The sequence below is a fragment of the Citrobacter sp. C13 genome (assembly GCF_014596815.2).
Lineage (GTDB): Bacteria > Pseudomonadota > Gammaproteobacteria > Enterobacterales > Enterobacteriaceae > Citrobacter > Citrobacter portucalensis.
The window spans coordinates 2,718,736-2,740,244 of record NZ_CP115024.1; the positions used below are offsets into that span (position 1 = coordinate 2,718,736).

Consider the following 21,509-nt stretch of genomic DNA (forward strand, 5'->3'; position numbering starts at 1 on the left):
CAAGCCGAAATATCCACAGCAATGTTATTACTATTCCACCGTCTTTTATGAAGTGACCAAATAATGAACGCATTAGAACTACAGGCGATCCGCCATATTTTTGCTATGACGGTGGAAGAAAGCGCCAGGTATATCGCGCGCGATGACAATGTTGCCGCCTGGCAACAATGGGAAAAGGGTGAAAGAGAAATTCCAGAAGACATCATCCGCATTTGTTCAGAAATGAAAGCAAGGAGGAAGTTAAGAATTAATGCAATTATCGACAAAATAAATAACCGTATCGGTAATAACACCATGCGTTTTTTCCCCGATCTGAACGCTTTTCAGGCGGTTTATCACCAAGATGGTTTTCTCGACTGGAAAATCTATCAGTCGGCTGCTGTTGAACTCTATGCTCACGATCTCGAGCGTATGTGTTAAGAGATTGCAACGCCATACCTATTTAGCCTCTTCGCTGAGTAACACATTATGAAAAACACCTATTTCTCCACTGCGATAGGGCTGTACCTAAATTACCTGGTTCACGGCATGGGGGTCATTCTGATGAGCCTCAATATGTCTTCGCTGGAACAACAGTGGCAAACCAATGCCGCGGGCGTCTCGATTGTTATTTCCTCACTCGGTATCGGCCGCTTAAGCGTTTTATTAGTGGCAGGGATGCTTTCCGATCGCTACGGTCGCAGACCATTTATTATCCTTGGTATGAGCTGCTACCTGATTTTCTTTATTGGCATCATAAATACTCACAGTATTGTTCTTGCCTATGCTTTTGGTTTTTTAGCAGGAATGGCAAACAGTTTTCTCGATGCCGGAACCTATCCCAGCCTGATGGAGGCGTTCCCCCGCTCACCCAGCACGGCCAATATTTTGATAAAAGCCTTCGTCTCCAGCGGTCAATTCCTGCTGCCAATGATTATCAGTCTGCTGGTGTGGGCCGAACTTTGGTTTGGCTGGTCCTTCCTGCTGGCTGCAGCCGTTATGATACTCAACGGCGTGTTTTTGTTTCGCTGTCGGTTTCCGCCACACCCCGGGCCTCATACCGTCATCCGGGCTCAACCTGCAGAACGGGAAACCGCACAACCTGAACATCGTTGCTCCCTGCTCGACCTTGCCAGTTACACCCTGTACGGCTACATCGCAATGGCAACATTTTACCTGGTAAGCCAGTGGCTGGCGCAATACGGACAGTTTGTCGCCGGAATGTCCTATACGTTATCTATCAAACTGTTAAGCATTTATACCTGCGGCTCTCTACTGTGTGTGCTGATCACCGCCCCGCTGGCGCGAAAAGCAGAACGCGCGACATCGATGCTGATGCTGTATACGTTTATCTCATTTGTCGCACTGCTGATGGTTTGTCTGCATCCGACACCCTACGTGGTCATTATATTTGCGTTTGTCATCGGTTTTTCTTCCGCCGGGGGCGTTGTGCAAATCGGTTTAACGCTTATGGCCGCACGCTTTCCGCATGCGAAGGGTAAAGCGACCGGGATTTACTATAGCGCGGGCAGCATTGCGACCTTCACCATTCCATTGATAACAGCAAAACTCTCAGAAACCAGTATTGCTCACATCATGTGGTTTGATACTGGCATAGCTGCTGTCGGGTTCCTGTTGGCGTTGTTTATTGGTTATCGCAGCCACATCGCGTCAAAGCATCAGCTAAAAATGATACAAGCCGTAGAATAGCGTGGATGCAATATTGTTCCCCCCTTCTGCAAAATAATTGGCATATATTTTAAAACATCAGCAAAACACCGGCTGGCAGAGTTCAATTTCACAGTGTGTTATGCAATATACCTGGTAACTTAAACGCCATGCTATGTAGGTTCTGTGGCTGCCGCCCGGTATATTAATTACAAGGTCGCCGCAATTTAAACAATATCGACGAGCACAGAACAATTTTAAAATCCGCAAGGAGTTGTGAAAATGTCTCAAAGCAAGACCTTTAATACGCCATTTCTTTTGGCGATAACCTGTATTTATTTAAGTTATTTCCTACACGGTATTAGCGTCATAACACTGGCGCAAAATATGACCTCTCTTGCAGAAAAGTTTTCCACCGACAATGCAGGAATTGCCTATTTGATTTCAGGCATTGGTCTGGGGCGACTAGTGAGCATCTTATTCTTTGGCGTGCTCTCAGATAAATTTGGTCGTCGGGCTATCATTCTGTTAGGGGCGATTCTTTATATACTGTTCTTCTTCGGTATTCCCGCCAGCCCTAATCTGATGATTGCCTTTATTCTGGCCGTTTGCGTTGGCGTGGCAAACTCGGCACTGGATACCGGTGGGTACCCGGCGTTAATGGAATGCTTCTCTAAAGCCTCTGGCTCAGCCGTTATCCTGGTGAAAGCTATGGTCTCGTTTGGGCAGATGATCTACCCCATCGTCGTCAGCACCATGCTGCTCAACCATATCTGGTACGGTTATGCGGTCATTATCCCGGGGGCGTTGTTTGTAGTCATTACCTTGATGCTGCTAAAAAGTCGCTTCCCTGGCCAGATGGTGGATGCTGGCATCGCCAAAGATCTGCCACAGATGAACAGTAAGCCGTTGGTCTGGCTGGAAGGTGTGGCATCCGTCATGTTTGGTGTTGCTGCCTTTTCGACTTTTTACGTCATCGTGGTCTGGATGCCGAAATATGCGATGGCTTTTGCCGGCATGGCAGAATCCGACGCACTGAAGACAATCTCTTACTACAGTATGGGTTCATTGGTCTGCGTATTTATCTTTGCCGCGCTGTTGAAAAAATGGGTACGGCCTATTTGGGCGAATGTATTTAACGCCGGACTGGCAACCATCACCGCAGCCGTCATCTATTTATACCCATCTCCGCTGGTATGTAACGCTGGTTCATTTCTCATTGGATTCTCTGCCGCTGGCGGTATTTTACAGCTCGGTGTCTCGGTGATGTCTGAGTTCTTTCCCAAGAGCAAAGCCAAAGTCACCAGTATTTATATGATGATGGGTGGCGTAGCCAACTTTATTATCCCATTAATCACCGGGTACCTCTCTAACATTGGTCTGCAATACATTATTTTGCTGGACCTTGCATTTGCTCTGTTGGCTTTTGTCACCGCCATCATCGTCTTTATTCGTTACTACCGCGTATTTGATATCCCCAAAAATGATGTGCGGTTGGGCGAGCGTTATTTTCAATAAATTGTTTAGAAGGAGTATCAAATGGACGTAACTGCTAAATATGAACTGATTGGTTTGATGGCCTACCCTATCAGACACAGTCTGTCGCCTGAAATGCAAAATAAGGCATTAGAAAAAGCGGGATTGCCATTCACTTACATGGCATTTGAAGTCGATAACTCAACGTTTGCTAATGCAATTGCCGGGCTGAAGGCCTTAAAGATGCGTGGTACCGGGGTCTCAATGCCCAACAAGCAGCTGGCATGTGAATATGTTGATGAATTAACGCCTGCTGCCAAACTGGTCGGCGCAATTAATACTATCGTCAATGATGATGGTTATCTGCGCGGTTACAATACCGATGGCACGGGTCATATTCGTGCAATTAAGGAAAGTGGTTTCGATATCAAAGGTAAAACCATGGTACTGTTGGGCGCAGGCGGTGCGTCGACGGCCATTGGTGCACAGGCAGCGATTGAAGGCATCAAAGAAATTAAACTCTTTAACCGCCAGGATGAGTTTTTTGCCAAAGCGCAGGAGTTTGCCAAACGCGTCAATGAAAACACCGACTGCGTGGTCACCGTTATCGATCTCGCCGATCGCCAGGCTTTTGCTGACGCACTTGCCAGCGCAGATATTTTGACCAACGGCACTAAAGTCGGCATGAAGCCGCTGGAAAATGAATCTCTCGTGACCGACGTTTCCCTGCTGCGTCCGGAACTACTGGTAACCGAATGCGTCTACAACCCGCATATGACCAAATTATTGCAGCAGGCACAAAGTGCTGGTTGCAAAACAATTGATGGTTACGGCATGTTGTTGTGGCAAGGGGCTGAACAGTTCAAGCTCTGGACCGGGAAAGATTTCCCACTGGAGTATGTGAAACAGGTTATGGGTTTTGCCGCCTGACGGGCAAGCATTTGTACAATAGTTAAAGGGTAATCAATGAAAACCGTAACCGTAAGAAACCTCGTTATTGGCGAGGGTGCGCCGAAGATCATTGTCTCGCTGATGGGTAAAGACATCGCAACGGTAAAAAGCGAAGCGCTGGCCTATCGCGAAGCGGATTTCGACATTCTGGAATGGCGCGTAGACCATTTCACCGATGTCTCTTCCATTGAGGCGGTGTTGGAAGCTGCGCGCACCATCCGCGATGTGATGGCTGACAAACCACTGCTTTTCACCTTCCGTAGCGCCAAAGAAGGCGGTGAACAGGCTCTGTCTGTTGAGCACTATATTGCACTTAACCGCGCGGCAGTAGACAGCGGTCTGGTGGATATGATCGATCTGGAACTGTTTACCGGAGACGAACTGGTCAAAGCGACCGTCGAGCATGCGCACGCGAAAAATGTCTTTGTGATTATGTCCAATCACGATTTTCATAAGACACCAGCCGCGGAAGAGATTGTCCAGCGCCTGCGTAAAATGCAGGAGCTGGGCGCAGATATTCCGAAGATTGCCTTGATGCCGCAAAATAAAGCGGATGTTCTGACGCTGCTTAGTGCCACGCTGGAAATGCAAGAACGCTATGCCGATCGCCCGATAATCACCATGTCGATGGCTAAAACAGGGGTGATTTCACGTCTGTCTGGTGAGGTTTTCGGTTCAGCGGCAACCTTTGGGGCAGTAAAAAAAGCCTCCGCACCAGGACAAATTTCGGTCACCGACCTGCGTACTGTATTGACAATATTGCATCAGGCTTAATTACAGATATATCCATATAAATATCAGTATTGCCCTACCCCAGATATTCGTCTAACCACGGATATCTGGCCGGTAATTAAGCGTTATTATATAACTCACATTATTATTGTCGAATATAGCGACAGGTAGACGCACGCATATAATCTGGAGTTCACATGAAATTTTCAAGGCCAAATCGTATAGATGGTCGGGTACCCGTATTATCCGCTGCAGATGCAGTCAATTATATTCCTGATGAAGCAACTCTTTGTGTATTAGGTGCAGGCGGGGGTATTCTCGAAGCAACAACATTAATTAATGCACTGGCTGAAAAATATAAAAACTCTCAGTCACCACGAAATTTAGCGTTGATTAGTCCTACAGGTCTGGGTGACCGTGCCGACCGGGGAATTAGCCCGCTGGCACAGGAAGGCTTAGTCAAATGGGCATTATGCGGACACTGGGGACAATCACCACGAATCTCCGACCTGGCGGAACAAAATAAAATTGCTGCCTATAACTATCCTCAGGGTGTATTAACCCAAACCCTGCGTGCATCGGCGGCTCACCAGCCGGGGATCCTTAGTGATATCGGCATCGGTACATTTGTTGACCCTCGCCAACAGGGCGGTAAGCTGAATGAAGTGACCACCGAAGATCTGATCAAATTGGTGGAAATTGATAACAAAGAGTACCTGTATTACAAAGCCATTGCGCCAAACATCGCCTTTATTCGCGCCACCACCTGTGACAGTGAAGGTTACGCCACCTTTGAAGATGAAGTTATGTATCTCGATGCGCTGGTGATTGCCCAGGCCGTACACAATAACGGCGGCATTGTTATGATGCAGGTGCAAAAAATGGTGAAGAAAGCCACGTTGCATCCGAAGTCGGTACGTATTCCAGGCTATCTGGTCGATATTGTGGTCATCGACCCCGACCAAACGCAACTGTACGGTGGCGCGCCGGTTAACCGCTTTATCTCTGGCGATTTTGTTCTCGATGACAGCCAACAGACTGCCCTGCCGCTCAATCAGCGTAAACTGGTGGCCAGACGCGCCCTGTTTGAAATGCGCAAAGGTGCTGTCGGCAACGTTGGCGTAGGGATTGCCGATGGCATTGGCCTCGTCGCGCGCGAAGAAGGCTGTGCTGACGATTTTATTCTGACAGTCGAAACGGGTCCGATTGGCGGCATCACCTCTCAAGGTATTGCTTTCGGTGCCAACGTCAACACCCGTGCCATTCTGGATATGACCTCCCAGTTTGACTTCTATCACGGTGGTGGGCTGGATGTGTGCTATTTAAGTTTTGCCGAAGTGGATCGCCACGGCAACGTCGGCGTACACAAATTCAATGGCAAAATCATGGGTACCGGCGGTTTTATCGATATTAGCGCCACCTCCAAAAAAATTATTTTCTGCGGCACGTTAACAGCCGGAAGCCTGAAAACAGAAGTTGCCGATGGCAAGCTAAATATCGTGCAGGAAGGTCGGGTGAAAAAATTCGTTAACGAATTACCTGAAGTGACTTTCAGCGGAAAAATTGCTCTCGAACGTGGACTTGATGTGCGTTACATCACTGAACGCGCTGTATTTACGTTAAAAGCAGATGGTCTCCATTTAATCGAAATTGCACCGGGAGTCTCTTTACAGGAAGACATCCTGGACAAGATGGATTTCACGCCAATTATTTCGCCAAATCTGAAGTTGATGGACGAAAGATTATTTATCGATGCCTCGATGGGTTTTGTATTACCCGACGCCGCCAATTAAAAGGAGTACCCTGATGGACTTTTCTTTAACTGAAGAACAAGAACTGCTACTTGCCAGTATTCGAGAACTGATTACCAGCAATTTCCCGGAAGAATATTTCCGTACCTGTGATCAGACGGCGACCTACCCGAAAGAGTTTATGCGTGCCCTGGCGGACAACGGTATTTCGATGCTGGGCGTTCCGGAAGAGTTTGGTGGCATCCCGGCGGATTACGTCACACAGATGCTGGCGCTGATGGAAGTTTCAAAATGCGGCGCACCCGCTTTTTTGATCACTAACGGTCAGTGCATTCACAGTATGCGTCGTTTTGGATCCGCCGAACAGCTGCGTAAGACCGCAGAAAGCACCATGGAAACTGGCGATCCAGCGTATGCGCTGGCATTAACCGAACCGGGAGCGGGTTCCGACAACAACAGCGCGACCACCAGTTACACTCGCAAAAACGGTAAGGTCTATCTCAACGGGCAGAAAACCTTTATCACCGGCGCGAAAGAGTATCCATATATGCTGGTACTGGCCCGCGATCCAGAACCAAAAGATCCGAAAAAAGCCTTTACGCTGTGGTGGGTCGATTCGAAGAAACCCGGCATTAAGGTTAATCCGCTGCACAAAATCGGTTGGCATATGCTCAGCACATGCGAAGTCTATCTTGATGACGTTGAAGTGGATGAAAGTGATATGGTCGGAGAGGAAGGCATGGGTTTCCTCAACGTCATGTACAACTTCGAGATGGAACGTTTGATCAACGCTGCGCGCAGTACCGGTTTTGCTGAATGCGCCTTCGAAGATGCCGCCCGTTACGCCAACCAGCGCATCGCATTCGGTAAGCCAATTGGTCACAATCAGATGATCCAGGAAAAACTGGCGCTGATGGCGATTAAAATCGATAACATGCGCAATATGGTGTTAAAAGTCGCCTGGCAGGCCGATCAGGAACAGTCTCTGCGCACCAGTGCAGCGCTGGCAAAACTGTATTGTGCACGTACTGCAATGGAAGTGATTGATGACGCCATTCAGATTATGGGTGGGCTGGGTTACACCGACGAAGCACGCGTTTCCCGCTTCTGGCGTGATGTCCGCTGTGAACGCATTGGCGGTGGTACAGATGAAATCATGATTTACGTCGCGGGTCGCCAAATCCTGAAAGATTATCAGAATAAGTAAGCAGTAATGCTTGCCGGATAGCGCAAATGCGTTATCCGGCACGTGCCAGGTGAATCATATTTCTGGCATCAGACATTCCTGTTCTACAAGGTTATTTTTAAACTGCTTACGATAATCGCTGGGGGTACAACCCACATGCCGCTGAAAGAGTTTGGCAAAGTGATCGACGTTTTCATACCCTACCCGCCAGGAAATTTCTGCCAACGAGGACTCCGTATTCGTCAGGGCAAATTTTGCCTCTGTCATTCGCCGCTGAATCACATAATTAATCGGCGAAATACGATATTCCTTAGTAAACTCGTGACAGATATAACTCACGCTGGCACGAAATTTCTTAGACAACTGTTCCAGCGTAATTTTCTCTCGGAAATTGTTATTTAAATAAACCAACACATCTTTAATTAAGATATCTTTTTTAATATACCCTTGCTCAGAACGATAAGCATTTTTAAAGTTTTCGTAATATAAAACGGTTAATGCATAAGCGAAGGCGTCATAAGCGGAAGACGTCAGGTTATTCTTGCTCTGCGGGATCATAACACTCAGTTCATTAAAGATACTTTTAATAACTTCTTTGCCCTGGCTGACGCTAATAACCGGACACGAGTGCATCTGCAAGAGTTGGTTCTCCTGCCAGTCGTTGAAACGAAAGCCGTAGAGCGCACAGGTGTAAGTGGTTGCAGGTGCGCTGCTATCGGAAGCAACCGCATGTAACCGCCCTTGTTCTATCACCACGATGTCACCCGCATGCGCGACATACAGCGAAGAGTCGATAATTAATCTTGCGACACCCTTTTTTACATAGATAAGCTCTGTTTCATTGTCATGAACATGATGGCCCGACTCCCAGTTAGGATCATCACTGATGACGAATCGCGAAAATCTCGGGGTTTTCCCCTGTTCAAAAAGGGTCTCCATGGCATTATCAAAACAGCGTTGATACATGACAACCTCCACCGAAAGGCAGTTATTTTGCGGATAATTAATATCGAAAAGTAAAAACGATGATGACGTTATACAACGTTATTCTGTCCAGGCGAAACAAAATTATTTGCGTCGTCTGCAAGATGACACCTCCAACTCCAGCACGCTGCTCGTGCAAATTGTTTTTATTTTAAAATAATAGGAAAGTATAAATGTTATTAAGTCAGCAATAATAATTTACACACCAGAAACAAAGTGCGTGCAGAATCGCATAAAAATATGATCCATTTCTCAAAAAAGCGCCTCGATTTTATTTCCATGTTTATCACTTTAACACCCGACGTCTTCTTTACGTTCATAAACTCAGCATTCCTAAAGTCCTTTTTTTTGCAAGATTGTTGGGAATGAAAACAGATTGCCCCGTCGAAAACAGTCTCCCTCTGCCGCACACTATTTTCAGTCAATTTTCCCTACTGTTGATGATGGCACTCCCCGTCATCATCCACACGAGAATCACTGGAGATGCCATGAAACTAATAACCTGCTTTAAGTTGGTGCCTGAAGAACAGGACATTGTTGTTACCCCACAACGTTCGCTTAACTTTGACCGGGCCGATGCCAAAATCAGTCAGTTTGATTTGAATGCAATAGAGGCCGCGACGCAACTTAGCGCGGAAGGTGATGAAATTGTCGCCTTAACGGTTGGCGGCTCGCTACTGCAAAACTCCAAAGTGCGTAAAGACGTACTGTCCCGCGGGCCGGACAGTTTGTTTATGGTGCAGGATCCCCAACTGGAGCATTCATTACCGCGAGACACGGCTCAGGCGCTGGCCTGCGCGGCCAAAAACATTGAATTCGACCTGATGCTGTTCGGCGAAGGGTCTGGAGACATCTACGCCCAGCAGGTTGGCTTACTGGTTGGCGAACTCTTACAACTTCCGGTGATTAACGCCGTCAGCAACATCCAACGTAACGGCGATCGCATTGTGGTTGAACGTACGCTGGAAGACGAAGTTGAAGTGATTGAACTGTCGCTCCCCGCCGTGCTGTGCGTAACCTCGGATATCAACACGCCGCGTATTCCCTCGATGAAAGCCATTCTGGGCGCAGGTAAAAAACCGGTCACACCGTGGCAAGCCAGCGATATTGGCTGGACACCTGCCTCACCGTTAGCAGAACTGGTGAGCCTCACCGTTCCGCCACAAACAGAACGTAAGCACATCATTCTGGAAAATGACTCAGCAGAAGCCATCGTCGAGCTGGCTGAACATCTGAAAAAAGCCCTGAACTAAGCCCAACGGAGAGAAATTATCATGAGTAAATTAGCTAACGTATGGGTGTTCAGCGATAACGTAGAACGCTATGCAGAATTAATGTCCGGCGCACGCCTGTGGGGTGAACAGGTACACCTTATTGTACAAGGCAACGAACAGGCCAATCAGGTTAAACCTCTGGGTGCCGATGAGATTGTCGTGCTTGAAACAACGTCTGGTTTACAGCGTGTTGAAAATTTTGCCGAGACCATCGCCGCCCTGATACAAGAACATACCGGGCTATTGCTGATGCCAGCTACTAAACGCGCTAAATCCCTTGGTGCACGGTTAAGTATTCAACTCAATGCAGCGATGGTAAATGACGCCACGTCGGTAACGCTTGATGATGGCTCACTGTTCGCAGAACACCGTATGTACGGTGGCCTGGCATTCGGCAAAGAAAAAATCAAAACAACTCAGGCAATTATCACTCTTGCCCCAGGCGTACTTGAACCGGTAGAGGCTAATGCTTCACATACCTGCCCTGTTGTCTCTGCACCTTACATCGCACCACACCATGAAATTATGTGCCAGGAACGTCGCGCCAAATCCGTGAGCAGTGTGGATCTCAGCAAAGCCAAACGTGTGGTGGGTGTGGGCCGCGGCCTGGTTGCGCAAAACGATCTGGAGATGGTGCACCAGTTGGCATCTGTACTGGGTGCAGAAGTGGGTTGTTCACGACCGATTGCCGAAGGCGAAAACTGGATGGAACGCGAACGCTACATCGGCGTTTCTGGCGTTTTACTGAAATCGGACCTTTACCTCACCCTCGGCATTTCAGGACAAATTCAGCATATGGTCGGCGGTAACGGCGCGAAAGTCATTGTCGCCATCAACAAAGATAAGAAAGCCCCTATTTTCAATTACGCCGATTACGGACTGGTCGGCGACATCTACAAAGTCGTTCCGGCTCTTATCGAGCATCTCAGCCGCTAACCCCACTTTTAACGCACATATCCCGCTGCCCTCGCAGCGGGAAGGGAGCATAAAGCATGTCAGATGAAAAATTTGATGCCATTGTGGTCGGTGCTGGCGTGGCGGGTACGGTTGCAGGCTACGTGATGGCTCAGGCCGGACTGGACGTGCTGGTCATCGAGCGCGGAAACAGTGCAGGTAGTAAAAATATGACCGGCGGAAGACTCTATGCACATAGTCTTGAGCGCATCATGCCGGGGTTCGCGCAGGAAGCGCCGCTCGAGCGTAAAGTCACCCGCGAAAAAATCTCCTTTCTGACCGAAGAAAGCGCCGTCACTCTCGATTTCCATCGTGAAAAAGCTGACGCACCAACGCAGGATTCGTATACCGTTTTGCGCAACAGACTTGACCCGTGGCTAATGGAAAAAGCGGAACAAGCTGGCGTGCAGTTCATCCCCGGCGTGCGCGTCGATGCCCTGATCCGCGAAGGTAATAAGGTCACCGGAGTCCAGGCCGGTGACGATATCCTCGAAGCCAATATTGTCATCCTTGCCGATGGCGTCAACTCTATGCTGGGGCGCTCCCTGGGGATGGTTCCGCCCTCTTCTGCACATCACTATGCCGTCGGCGTAAAAGAGCTGATCGGCTTACCTCCAGCGGTCATTGCAGATCGCTTCAACCTTTCAGGTAATGAAGGCGCGGCCTGGCTGTTTGCAGGCTCACCGTCTGATGGGTTGATGGGAGGCGGATTTTTGTATACCAACCAGGACTCCATATCTCTGGGTCTGGTGTGTGGTCTGGGGGATATTGCTCATGCCACAAAAAGTATTCCACAAATGCTGGAAGACTTTAAGCAACATCCAACTATTCGGTCATTGATTGCCGGTGGAGAACTACTGGAATATTCCGCGCATATGGTTCCGGAAGGCGGTCTGGCAATGGTTCCAAAGCTGGTCGATGACGGTGTGATGATCGTGGGCGATGCCGCCGGTTTCTGTTTGAACCTGGGTTTCACGGTGCGAGGTATGGATTTGGCCATCGCTTCCGCAGAAGCCGCTGCCCAAACAGCCATTGCAGCAAAAGAACGCCAGGATTTCTCTGCCAACAGCCTGATGGACTACAAGCGCGCGCTCGAACAGGGCTGTGTAATGCGTGATTTACAGCATTTTCGCAAGATCCCGGCGCTAATGGAAAACCCACGGCTGTTCACCCAGTATCCGCGTATGGTGGCCGACATCATGAGCGATATGTTCACCGTTGACGGACGTCCAAATCAACCGGTTCGCAAGATGATTATGTCCCACGCAAAACAAATCGGGCTGATGAACTTACTGAAAGACGGTATCAAGGGGGCAACTGCACTATGAATCAGGACAATACCGTTAACGTTGACGTCAAACTGGGCGTCAATAAATTCAATGTCGATGAAGGCCACCCGCACATTATCCTGGCCGAACATCCAGACCTTAATGAATTTCGCAAGCTGCTGAAAGCCTGCCCCGCCGGGCTGTATAAGCAGGACGAGAGTGGAAACATTCATTTTGATTCTGCTGGTTGCCTGGAGTGCGGAACGTGTCGAGTACTGTGCGGCGACACGATCCTCGACCAATGGGAATATCCGGTCGGAACATTTGGCGTTGATTTTCGCTACGGCTAACGGATTTTGCCTGTAGTACACCGGATCGGCCACGCCGGCCATCCGGTCAGATGTATGCCGAAATCATCCAGGGAATAACTTCATGAGTATCACACTAACGTTTAACGCCGAACGTCGCGAGGCCTGGCGACAACAGGGTTTATGGGGAGATGCTTCGCTTGGCGATTACTGGCACCAAACTGCCAGAGCCATGCCAGATAAAATCGCCGTGGTTGATAACCATGGCGCTTCATACACCTATGCTGCACTCGACAGCGCGGCCAGCAGTCTGGCAACCTGGTTTTTAGCCTGCGGTATTCAACCCGGCGATCGCATTGCCTTCCAGTTACCGGGCTGGTGCGAGTTTACGATTATCTACCTGGCCTGCCTGAAAACCGGGGCCGTTTCCGTACCGCTGCTGCCAGCGTGGCGTGAAGCAGAGCTGGTATGGGTGCTGAATAAGTGTAAAGCGAAGATTTTTTTCGCACCGACACTGTTTAAACAGACCCGACCGGTCGATCTGATCCTGCCCTTACAAAACCAGTTGCCGCATCTGCAACAGATCGTTGCCGTGGATAAACTGGCTCCGGCAACTACCTCGCTGGCGCTCAGTCAACTGCTTTTAGCTCCGCCTTTAACCCAGACGATTAATGTTCACGCCGATGAATTGGCGGCGGTGTTGTTTACCTCCGGTACCGAGGGAATGCCAAAAGGCGTAATGCTGACCCACAACAACATCCTTGCCAGCGAGCGTGCCTACTGTGCCCGCCTCAATCTCACCTGGCAGGATGTGTTTTTGATGCCCGCACCACTGGGACATGCTACCGGTTTCCTGCATGGCGTTACCGCACCGTTTTTAATCGGCGCACGCAGCGTATTGTTAGATATTTTCACCCCAACCGCCTGTCTTGATCTGCTGGAGCAACAGCGCTGTACCTGTGTGCTCGGCGCAACACCCTTCGTCTACGACATGTTGTGTAGCATGGAAAAGCGGCCAAGCGATATCTCATCACTACGCTTTTTCTTATGTGGGGGCACAACCATTCCCCAGAAGATTGCCCATGACTGCCAGCAGCTCGGCATAAAATTATTAAGCATTTATGGCTCGACTGAGAGTTCACCACATGCGCTGGTCAATCTCGATGATTCTCTTTCTCGCATGATGAATACGGACGGATATGCCGCTGCAGGCGTTGAAATTAAAGTCGTCGATGAAGCGCGCAATACGTTGCCCGCGGGGGTAGAAGGTGAAGAAGCTTCGCGTGGTCCCAATGTGTTTATGGGCTACCTCGATGAACCCGAACTCACCGCCCGCGCGCTGGATCAAGACGGCTGGTATTACAGCGGCGACTTATGCCGAATGGACGATGCGGGGTACATCAAAATCACCGGGCGGAAAAAAGATATCATTGTCCGTGGTGGAGAAAACATCAGCAGCCGCGAAGTTGAGGATATTTTATTGCAGCATCCTCGCATTCACGATGCTTGTGTTGTCGCGATGCCGGACGAACGCTTAGGTGAAAGGTCGTGTGCTTACGTGGTGCTAAAACCGCCGCATCATTCGTTGTCGCTGGAATCAGTGGTGGCCTTTTTTAGCCGCAAGCGGGTGGCAAAGTACAAATACCCTGAGCACATTGTGATCGTGGAGAAATTACCGCGCACGGCGTCCGGTAAAGTACAAAAATACCAGCTTCGTCAGGATATTATTCAGCGTTTGAGCGTGGAGAGTATTACAGGATAAAGCGCCGGATGGCGATGCTAACGCATCTTATCCGGCCTACGTTGAATAGGCCGGATAAGGCATGATATTACTTGTTCAGTTCAGCCAGACTCAGCCAGGTTTGTACGACGGTGTCCGGGTTCAGCGACAGGCTGTCGATCCCCTCTTCCATCAGCCAGGCCGCGAAGTCTTCGTGGTCAGAAGGTCCCTGGCCGCAAATACCCACGTATTTACCCTGTTTCTTGGCTGCACGAATCGCCATCGACAGCAGTGCTTTCACCGCGTCGTTACGCTCATCAAACAGTTCAGAAACCACACCAGAGTCACGATCCAGACCCAGCGCTAACTGCGTCATGTCGTTTGAGCCGATGGAGAAGCCGTCGAAGTACTCGAGGAACTGCTCAGCCAGCAAGGCGTTAGACGGGATCTCACACATCATGATGATCTTCAGTCCGTTCTCGCCGCGTTTCAGCCCCTGGCGTGCCAGCTCTTCCACCACCGCTTTCGCCTGAGCAACGGTACGTACAAACGGTACCATCACTTCAACGTTAGTCAGGCCCATGTCGTTACGGACACGTTTTACTGCGTCGCATTCCAGCGCAAAGCAGTCGCGGAAGCTATCGGCAACATAACGGCCCGCCCCACGGAAGCCCAGCATCGGGTTCTCTTCATGCGGTTCATAACGCTCACCGCCGACCAGGTTGGCATATTCGTTGGACTTAAAGTCCGACATACGCACGATGACGCGTTTTGGATAAAACGCCGCACCCAGCGTCGCGATCCCTTCCGTCAGACGACCTACGTAGAATTCACGCGGAGAATCGAAACCTTTCATCATGGCGCGGATTTCATTTTGCAGCTCAGGCGTTTGGTCATCAAACTCCAGCAACGCACGCGGGTGCACGCCAATCATACGGTTGATGATAAATTCCAGACGCGCCAGGCCGACGCCTTCGTTTGGCAGACAGGCGAAGTCGAAAGCCCGGTCCGGGTTACCGACGTTCATCATCACCTTCAACGGCAGATCCGGCATGGTCTCCACGCTGGAACTCTTCACGCTAAAGTCGAGCATGTCAGCGTAAACATAACCGGTGTCACCTTCGGCACAGGAGACAGTTACCTTCTCACCATCTTTCATGCGCTCGGTCGCATCGCCACAGCCCACCACGGCCGGGATCCCCAGTTCACGGGCAATAATCGCCGCGTGACAGGTACGGCCGCCACGGTTAGTGACAATTGCTGCTGCTTTCTTCATGATCGGTTCCCAGTCCGGGTCGGTCATGTCGGTAACCAGTACGTCACCTGGTTCGATACGGTTCATTTCGCTGATGTCATGAATGACTTTGACCGGACCCGCGCCAATGCGGTGGCCGATGGCGCGACCTTCAGCAATAATTTTACCCTGAGCATGCAGCGTATAACGCTCCATCACCTGGCCGCGAGAACGCACGGTTTCCGGACGCGCCTGAACAATGAACAGCTTGCCGGTATGACCGTCTTTCGCCCATTCGATGTCCATTGGACGACCGTAGTGCTTCTCGATTTGTACCGCCTGCTTCGCCAGTTCCTGCACTTCTTCGTTAGTCAGGGAGAAAATGTCACGTTGTTCCTGCGGGACATCTTCAATGGTCACCTGCTTACCGTGTTCCTGGGTCGGCGCGTAAATCATGCGGATTTTTTTCGAACCCATTGTGCGACGGACGATCGCCGGACGGTTAGCCGCCAGGGTCGGTTTGTGCACGTAGAATTCATCCGGGTTAACGGCGCCCTGCACGACCATTTCGCCCAGACCCCAGGCAGACGTAATAAAGACGACCTGGTCGAAACCGGATTCGGTATCGATGGAGAACATTACGCCTGAGGATGCGAGGTCAGAACGCACCATCCGCTGAACGCCAGCAGAGAGCGCTACGCCACGGTGGTCATAGCCCTGGTGAACACGATAAGAGATCGCGCGGTCGTTAAACAGCGAGGCAAATACGTGTTTGATGGCAACCAGTACGGCATCAAATCCCTGGACGTTGAGGAAGGTTTCCTGCTGACCGGCAAATGACGCATCTGGCATATCTTCTGCGGTAGCGGAAGAACGCACGGCAAAAGAGGCATTGGCATCGTCCGCTGACAGCTGCGCGTAGGCATCGCGGACGGCATTTTCCAGCTCTGGCTGGAAAGGAGTGTCGATAATCCACTGGCGGATCTGTGCCCCGGCTTTAGCAAGCTCAGTGACATCGTCGATATCCGTTTTATCCAGCAGCTCATAAATGCGCTGGTTTACACCGCTCTGGTCCAGAAACTGGTTAAACGCATCGGCGGTCGTTGCAAAACCATTCGGTACGGAAACACCCATACCTGAAAGGTTAGTAATCATTTCACCCAGGGAGGCATTTTTGCCTCCAACTCTGTCTACATCATTCATGCCGAGTTGGTTATACCAAAGCACCAGCGGTGACGAGCCATTGTTGGACATCGAACAATCCTTATATATGAACGAGGTTAGGAAACTCAATTTTGCGTAATTATCTTGGCATATTTACTCCGGCGAAAAAAACGGTGAATCGTTCAAGCAACTTTATTTTTTATTTTTTCAGATTGTTTCCGCATTTGCGCAAACCCGCGAGCCACACGGGATCACCACAAAAACGATCGGTATAAACATTTGTTCCGAAAAATGAAATGTACTTTTCATTAAATATAAAAATAGCGTTTCATTTTATAAAATAGATGCGGCAATATTCGCTTCTGGCGAATTTTAATTTATGCTTTCAGAGAATTATATCTGCCCCAGGATGAGCAAAATGGATAATGCTGTTGATCGTCACGTATTTTATATTTCTGATGGTACGGCCATCACCGCCGAGGTATTGGGTCACGCGGTGATGTCGCAATTTCCTGTCACAATCAGCAGTATTACGCTGCCGTTTGTGGAAAATGAGAGTCGTGCGCGCGCGGTTAAAGACCAGATTGACGCTATCTACCAACAAACTGGTGTGCGTCCTTTGGTGTTTTACTCCATCGTCCTGCCGGAAATTCGCTCGATCATTCTGCAAAGCGAAGGATTTTGTCAGGATATCGTGCAGGCGTTGGTTGCCCCACTGCAACACGAGATGAAACTCGACCCTACGCCTATCGCCCATCGCACGCACGGTCTGAATCCCGGTAACCTCAACAAGTACGACGCGCGCATTGCTGCCATTGACTACACCCTCGCCCACGACGACGGTATTTCGTTGCGCAACCTCGATCAGGCGCAGGTGATCCTGCTCGGCGTTTCCCGTTGCGGCAAAACCCCGACCAGTTTGTATCTGGCCATGCAGTTTGGTATCCGCGCGGCCAACTACCCCTTTATTGCCGATGATATGGATAATCTGGTGCTGCCCACTTCCCTGAAGCCGTTGCAGCATAAGTTGTTCGGTCTGACTATCGACCCTGAGCGCCTGGCGGCCATCCGCGAAGAACGCCGTGAGAACAGCCGTTATGCCTCGCTGCGTCAGTGCCGTATGGAAGTTGCTGAGGTGGAAGCGCTTTATCGGAAAAACCAGATCCCCTGGCTGAACAGTACCAATTATTCGGTAGAAGAGATTGCTACCAAGATCCTCGATATCATGGGACTGAATCGCCGCATGTACTAGAATGCTAGTGCATTGGTTCGATTTTTTGTTATTATGCTCGCCACCAGGCAGGATGAGTGTGATATTGTGATGTACATCACTTCCCGGTAGTCCTGCCGTTGAAGCAACAAATTTCTGAGACAAGTAATGAACAGAACCGATGAACTCCGTACTGCGCGTATTGACAACCTGGTCACTCCAGCAGAGCTTGCGCAACGGCATCCTGTTTCGTCCTCCGTCGCCCGTCATGTTACGGACTCCCGACGTCGGATAGAAAAAATTTTAAATGGTGAAGACCCCCGTTTACTGGTGATCGTAGGTCCCTGCTCGATTCACGATCTTGATGCCGCGATGGAATACGCGACACGATTACAGGCGCTGCGCACTAAGCACCAGGCGCGTCTGGAAATCGTGATGCGTACCTATTTTGAAAAACCACGCACCGTCGTAGGCTGGAAAGGCCTGATTTCCGACCCGGATTTGAACGGCAGTTATCGTGTAAACCACGGTATTGAACTGGCGCGAAAACTGCTGTTGCAGGTCAACGAACTGGGCGTCCCCACGGCGACTGAATTCCTCGACATGGTGACCGGCCAGTTTATTGCCGATTTAATCAGTTGGGGAGCTATTGGCGCGCGCACCACCGAAAGTCAGATCCATCGTGAAATGGCCTCCGCGCTCTCCTGTCCGGTCGGCTTTAAGAACGGAACGGATGGCAACACGCGCATCGCCGTCGATGCGATTCGCGCCTCCCGCGCCAGTCACATGTTCCTCTCGCCGGATAAAACCGGTCAGATGACCATTTATCAGACCAGCGGTAACCCTTACGGGCATATCATCATGCGTGGCGGTAAAAAGCCGAATTATTATGCTGAAGATATTGCTGCCGCCTGCGATACCCTGCACGAATTTTCTCTGCCTGAGCATCTGGTGGTCGATTTTAGCCACGGTAATTGCCAGAAGCAGCATCGCCGTCAGTTGGAGGTTTGTGATGACGTGTGCCAGCAAATTCGTAACGGTTCAACGGCAATAGCCGGGATCATGGCGGAGAGTTTCCTGCGTGAAGGTACGCAAAAAATCGTTAGCGGCCAGCCGCTGGTTTACGGTCAGTCCATTACCGACCCATGCCTGAACTGGGAAGATACTGAACTGTTGGTTGAAAAACTCGCCTCTGCGGTTGATAGCCGTTTTTAATGCTGTTCGCCGGGCAATATCACTTTGCCCGGCGCTAATCCCTTGTTTTTCCCTTGATTGTTGTGCAAAAAACGTTCTCGTCACAATTATTTCACAAAAACGCTTGCCGCAAATTTGCAGTTTGATGATAATGATTATCATTGTTACATTGATTGTTATTTTTAAACACTATGTCACGTATGGATAACACAACGGCAACGCCTGCAAAAGACAAAACACCGCCTTCCGTCGCGCCAAACGACCGACGAATTGACAGTAAAACCCTGCTGGGTAACGAAGGACGCGTGATCATAGAACATGATGGTCAGCACTACCTGCTGCGCCAGACCCAAGCCGGAAAACTCATTCTGACTAAATAAACAACACATTTCGCCAGCCACCCAGGTCATACCCAGGCAGCCAGCGCTTTTCGATTTCCTAATGGAGAGTTGCTATGCCTTACCTGCACACCGCTTCCCTGCGCCCATCGCTGTTGGCGCTGGCGATTGTCAGTAACCTGCCCGCCGTCGCCTATGCGGCAGCCGAGGATATGACCGTTACCGCCACCGGCAATGCCCGTAGCGCCTTTGAAGCACCGATGATGGTCAGTGTCATTGACACCACCGCCCCAGAAAACCAAACCGCCAGCTCAGCTGCCGACCTGTTACGTAAGGTTCCAGGCCTGACCCTTGACGGTACTGGCCGTACCAACGGCCAGGACGTGAATCTGCGCGGGTACGATCGACGCGGCGTTCTGGTGCTGGTTGACGGCGTTCGCCAGGGAACCGACACCGGACACCTGAACAGTACCTTCCTCGACCCGGCGCTTATCAAACGCACCGAAGTCGTGCGTGGTCCTTCCGCACTACTGTACGGTAGCGGCGCGCTAGGCGGCGTGATCGCCTATGACACTGCAGATGCCAAAGATCTACTGGAAGTCGGGCAAAACAGCGGTTATCGCGTGTTCGGTACCGCGGCGACCGGCGATCACAGTCTCGGCATGGGCGCCAGCACGTATGGCCGTACCGATACGCTGGACGGACTGCTTGCCTGGTCCAGCCGCGATCGCGGTGATTTACGCCAGAGTGACGGTACTACTGCGCCGAATGACGAAGCAATTAACAATATGCTGGCGAAAGGTAGCTGGAAAATTAACAGCGCCCAGACGCTGGCCGGTTCGCTGCGTTACTACAACAATGACGCCCGGGAACCTAAAAACCCGCAGACCAGCGCGGCGGATGCCAGCAACCCGATGACCAACCGTTCAACGATCCAGCGTGATGCGCAACTGACCTACTCGCTCGCTCCGGCGGACAATGACTGGCTGAACGCTGACGCCCGTATCTACTGGTCCGAAGCGCGCATTAATGCTCAGAATGCAGATAACACTAGCGAATTTCGCAAGCAAACCACCAAAGGCGGGAAGATCGACAACCGCAGCCGCCTGTTTACCGACTCTTTTGCATCTCACCTGTTGACCTACGGCGGTGAATACTATCGTCAGGAACAACAGCCTGGAGGAGCAACAACTGGCTTCCCGGAGGCAAAGATCGATTTCAGCTCCGGCTGGCTACAGGATGAAATCACCCTGCGCGACCTACCGATTACGCTGCTGGGCGGTACCCGTTATGACTCTTATCGCGGCAGCAGCGACGGCTATGAAGATGTCGATGCCGATAAATGGTCATCCCGCGCCGGATTAACAGTTGCGCCAACTGACTGGCTGATGCTGTTCGGTTCATACGCTCAGGCTTTCCGTGCCCCGACTATGGGCGAGATGTATAACGATGCGAAACACTTCTCGATTGGTCGTTTTTACACCAACTACTGGGTACCTAACCCTAACCTGCGCCCGGAAACCAACGAAACACAGGAATACGGATTTGGCCTGCGCTTTGACGATCTTCTGATGGCGAGCGACGCGCTCGAATTTAAAGCCAGCTATTTCGACACCAAAGCGAAAGATTACATCTCCACCAGCGTCGATTTCGCCGCTGCGACAACCACGTCCTATAACGTACCCAACGCCAAAATCTGGGGCTGGGACGTAATGGCGAAATATTCCACCGACCTGTTCAGCCTCGACATGGCCTATAACCGCACACGCGGAAAAGATACTGACACAGGTGAATACATTTCCAGCATTAACCCGGATACCGTCACCAGCAAACTGAATGTGCCGGTTGCGCACAGCGGTTTCTCTGTCGGCTGGATAGGGACATTTGCTGACCGTTCCACGCATATCAGCAACAGCTACACTAAACAGCCTGGCTATGCGGTAAACGATTTCTACGTGAGCTATCAGGGCCAACAAGCGCTGAAAGGCATGACCACCACGCTGGTACTGGGCAACGCCTTCGACAAAGAGTACTGGTCGCCGCAAGGCATTCCGCAGGATGGTCGTAATGGCAAAATTTTCGTGAGTTATCAGTGGTAATCACTTTTCCCCGGTTCGC

Annotated in this window: 18 protein-coding genes; 16 read left to right on the forward strand and 2 right to left on the reverse strand. The window is 50.4% G+C overall.

The window, feature by feature from the left end:
- Positions 1–63: 63 nt before the first annotated feature.
- The 7 genes from IB222_RS12990 to IB222_RS13020 all read left to right on the forward strand — a co-directional run bounded on the left by IB222_RS12990 (position 64) and on the right by IB222_RS13020 (position 7,764).
- Positions 64–420, forward strand: coding sequence for a YdiL family protein (locus IB222_RS12990; RefSeq protein ID WP_149384649.1), 357 nt, complete (start codon positions 64–66; stop codon positions 418–420).
- 48 nt (positions 421–468) lie between these two features.
- Positions 469–1,689 carry an MFS transporter gene (locus IB222_RS12995; RefSeq protein WP_149384648.1) on the forward strand — a complete coding sequence of 407 codons (1,221 nt, stop codon included), beginning with the start codon at positions 469–471 and terminating at the stop codon, positions 1,687–1,689.
- 240 nt (positions 1,690–1,929) lie between these two features.
- Positions 1,930–3,165, forward strand: coding sequence for an MFS transporter (locus tag IB222_RS13000; RefSeq protein ID WP_149384647.1), 1,236 nt, complete (start codon positions 1,930–1,932; stop codon positions 3,163–3,165).
- Between the two features lie 21 nt (positions 3,166–3,186).
- Complete coding sequence (ydiB, locus tag IB222_RS13005) at positions 3,187–4,053, forward strand: quinate/shikimate dehydrogenase (protein ID WP_079938566.1); 867 nt, start codon at positions 3,187–3,189, stop codon at positions 4,051–4,053.
- Between the two features lie 36 nt (positions 4,054–4,089).
- Positions 4,090–4,848: a type I 3-dehydroquinate dehydratase gene (aroD, locus tag IB222_RS13010; protein WP_126318303.1), complete on the forward strand. Its 759-nt coding sequence runs from the start codon at positions 4,090–4,092 to the stop codon at positions 4,846–4,848.
- A 155-nt stretch (positions 4,849–5,003) separates the two neighbouring features.
- Positions 5,004–6,599 carry an acyl CoA:acetate/3-ketoacid CoA transferase gene (locus IB222_RS13015; RefSeq protein ID WP_008784596.1) on the forward strand — a complete coding sequence of 532 codons (1,596 nt, stop codon included), beginning with the start codon at positions 5,004–5,006 and terminating at the stop codon, positions 6,597–6,599.
- 13 nt (positions 6,600–6,612) lie between these two features.
- Complete coding sequence (locus IB222_RS13020; RefSeq protein ID WP_003832619.1) at positions 6,613–7,764, forward strand: acyl-CoA dehydrogenase; 1,152 nt, start codon at positions 6,613–6,615, stop codon at positions 7,762–7,764.
- A gap of 54 nt (positions 7,765–7,818) precedes the next feature.
- Here the strand turns inward: IB222_RS13020 and IB222_RS13025 are convergent, their stop codons facing one another.
- Positions 7,819–8,709, reverse strand: coding sequence for an AraC family transcriptional regulator (locus IB222_RS13025; RefSeq protein WP_032943176.1), 891 nt, complete (start codon positions 8,707–8,709; stop codon positions 7,819–7,821).
- A gap of 506 nt (positions 8,710–9,215) precedes the next feature.
- Between IB222_RS13025 and IB222_RS13030 the strand changes: the two genes are divergently transcribed.
- The 5 genes from IB222_RS13030 to fadK all read left to right on the forward strand — a co-directional run bounded on the left by IB222_RS13030 (position 9,216) and on the right by fadK (position 14,293).
- A complete protein-coding gene (locus IB222_RS13030; RefSeq protein WP_149384646.1) occupies positions 9,216–9,980 on the forward strand; it encodes an electron transfer flavoprotein in 765 nt (254 codons plus the stop codon).
- Between the two features lie 21 nt (positions 9,981–10,001).
- A complete protein-coding gene (locus IB222_RS13035) occupies positions 10,002–10,937 on the forward strand; it encodes an electron transfer flavoprotein subunit alpha (protein WP_063941506.1) in 936 nt (311 codons plus the stop codon).
- Between the two features lie 56 nt (positions 10,938–10,993).
- Entirely contained in the window at positions 10,994–12,283 is a 1,290-nt protein-coding gene (locus tag IB222_RS13040) for an FAD-dependent oxidoreductase (protein WP_148362058.1), read from the forward strand.
- Positions 12,280–12,573, forward strand: coding sequence for a ferredoxin ydiT (locus IB222_RS13045; RefSeq protein WP_003832609.1), 294 nt, complete (start codon positions 12,280–12,282; stop codon positions 12,571–12,573). Before IB222_RS13040 ends, IB222_RS13045 begins: the two co-directional genes overlap by 4 nt.
- Positions 12,574–12,655: 82 nt before the next feature.
- Entirely contained in the window at positions 12,656–14,293 is a 1,638-nt protein-coding gene (fadK, locus tag IB222_RS13050; RefSeq protein WP_149384645.1) for a medium-chain fatty-acid--CoA ligase, read from the forward strand.
- A 67-nt stretch (positions 14,294–14,360) separates the two neighbouring features.
- Here the strand turns inward: fadK and ppsA are convergent, their stop codons facing one another.
- Positions 14,361–16,739 carry a phosphoenolpyruvate synthase gene (ppsA, locus tag IB222_RS13055; RefSeq protein WP_003832604.1) on the reverse strand — a complete coding sequence of 793 codons (2,379 nt, stop codon included), beginning with the start codon at positions 16,737–16,739 and terminating at the stop codon, positions 14,361–14,363.
- 328 nt (positions 16,740–17,067) lie between these two features.
- On the opposite strand from ppsA, the gene ppsR reads away from it, so the two are divergent.
- The 4 genes from ppsR (at position 17,068) to IB222_RS13075 (ending at position 21,490) form a co-directional block, all read left to right on the forward strand.
- Positions 17,068–17,901, forward strand: a complete 834-nt coding sequence (gene ppsR / locus IB222_RS13060; RefSeq protein ID WP_003832602.1) for a posphoenolpyruvate synthetase regulatory kinase/phosphorylase PpsR — start codon at positions 17,068–17,070, stop codon at positions 17,899–17,901.
- 126 nt (positions 17,902–18,027) lie between these two features.
- A complete protein-coding gene (gene aroH / locus IB222_RS13065) occupies positions 18,028–19,074 on the forward strand; it encodes a 3-deoxy-7-phosphoheptulonate synthase AroH (RefSeq protein WP_003832600.1) in 1,047 nt (348 codons plus the stop codon).
- Positions 19,075–19,244: 170 nt separating this feature from the next.
- A complete protein-coding gene (hemP, locus tag IB222_RS13070) occupies positions 19,245–19,433 on the forward strand; it encodes a hemin uptake protein HemP (protein WP_003832599.1) in 189 nt (62 codons plus the stop codon).
- A 74-nt stretch (positions 19,434–19,507) separates the two neighbouring features.
- Entirely contained in the window at positions 19,508–21,490 is a 1,983-nt protein-coding gene (locus tag IB222_RS13075) for a TonB-dependent hemoglobin/transferrin/lactoferrin family receptor (RefSeq protein ID WP_149384644.1), read from the forward strand.
- Positions 21,491–21,509: the final 19 nt, after the last annotated feature.

Excerpts from the sequence above, each read along its gene's own strand:
- aroH (WP_003832600.1), top strand. The coding sequence starts at position 18,028 with ATGAACAGAACCGATGAACTCCGTACTGCGCGTATTGACAACCTGGTC.
- IB222_RS13045 (WP_003832609.1), top strand. The coding sequence starts at position 12,280 with ATGAATCAGGACAATACCGTTAACGTTGACGTCAAACTGGGCGTCAAT.
- hemP (WP_003832599.1), top strand. The coding sequence starts at position 19,245 with ATGTCACGTATGGATAACACAACGGCAACGCCTGCAAAAGACAAAACA.
- IB222_RS13075 (WP_149384644.1), top strand. The coding sequence starts at position 19,508 with ATGCCTTACCTGCACACCGCTTCCCTGCGCCCATCGCTGTTGGCGCTG.
- ppsR (WP_003832602.1), top strand. The coding sequence starts at position 17,068 with ATGGATAATGCTGTTGATCGTCACGTATTTTATATTTCTGATGGTACG.
- fadK (WP_149384645.1), top strand. The coding sequence starts at position 12,656 with ATGAGTATCACACTAACGTTTAACGCCGAACGTCGCGAGGCCTGGCGA.
- IB222_RS12995 (WP_149384648.1), top strand. The coding sequence starts at position 469 with ATGAAAAACACCTATTTCTCCACTGCGATAGGGCTGTACCTAAATTAC.
- IB222_RS13030 (WP_149384646.1), top strand. The coding sequence starts at position 9,216 with ATGAAACTAATAACCTGCTTTAAGTTGGTGCCTGAAGAACAGGACATT.
- aroD (WP_126318303.1), top strand. The coding sequence starts at position 4,090 with ATGAAAACCGTAACCGTAAGAAACCTCGTTATTGGCGAGGGTGCGCCG.
- IB222_RS13015 (WP_008784596.1), top strand. The coding sequence starts at position 5,004 with ATGAAATTTTCAAGGCCAAATCGTATAGATGGTCGGGTACCCGTATTA.
- IB222_RS13020 (WP_003832619.1), top strand. The coding sequence starts at position 6,613 with ATGGACTTTTCTTTAACTGAAGAACAAGAACTGCTACTTGCCAGTATT.
- ppsA (WP_003832604.1), bottom strand. The coding sequence starts at position 16,739 with ATGTCCAACAATGGCTCGTCACCGCTGGTGCTTTGGTATAACCAACTC.
- IB222_RS13035 (WP_063941506.1), top strand. The coding sequence starts at position 10,002 with ATGAGTAAATTAGCTAACGTATGGGTGTTCAGCGATAACGTAGAACGC.
- IB222_RS13040 (WP_148362058.1), top strand. The coding sequence starts at position 10,994 with ATGTCAGATGAAAAATTTGATGCCATTGTGGTCGGTGCTGGCGTGGCG.
- IB222_RS13025 (WP_032943176.1), bottom strand. The coding sequence starts at position 8,709 with ATGTATCAACGCTGTTTTGATAATGCCATGGAGACCCTTTTTGAACAG.
- IB222_RS13000 (WP_149384647.1), top strand. The coding sequence starts at position 1,930 with ATGTCTCAAAGCAAGACCTTTAATACGCCATTTCTTTTGGCGATAACC.
- IB222_RS12990 (WP_149384649.1), top strand. The coding sequence starts at position 64 with ATGAACGCATTAGAACTACAGGCGATCCGCCATATTTTTGCTATGACG.
- ydiB (WP_079938566.1), top strand. The coding sequence starts at position 3,187 with ATGGACGTAACTGCTAAATATGAACTGATTGGTTTGATGGCCTACCCT.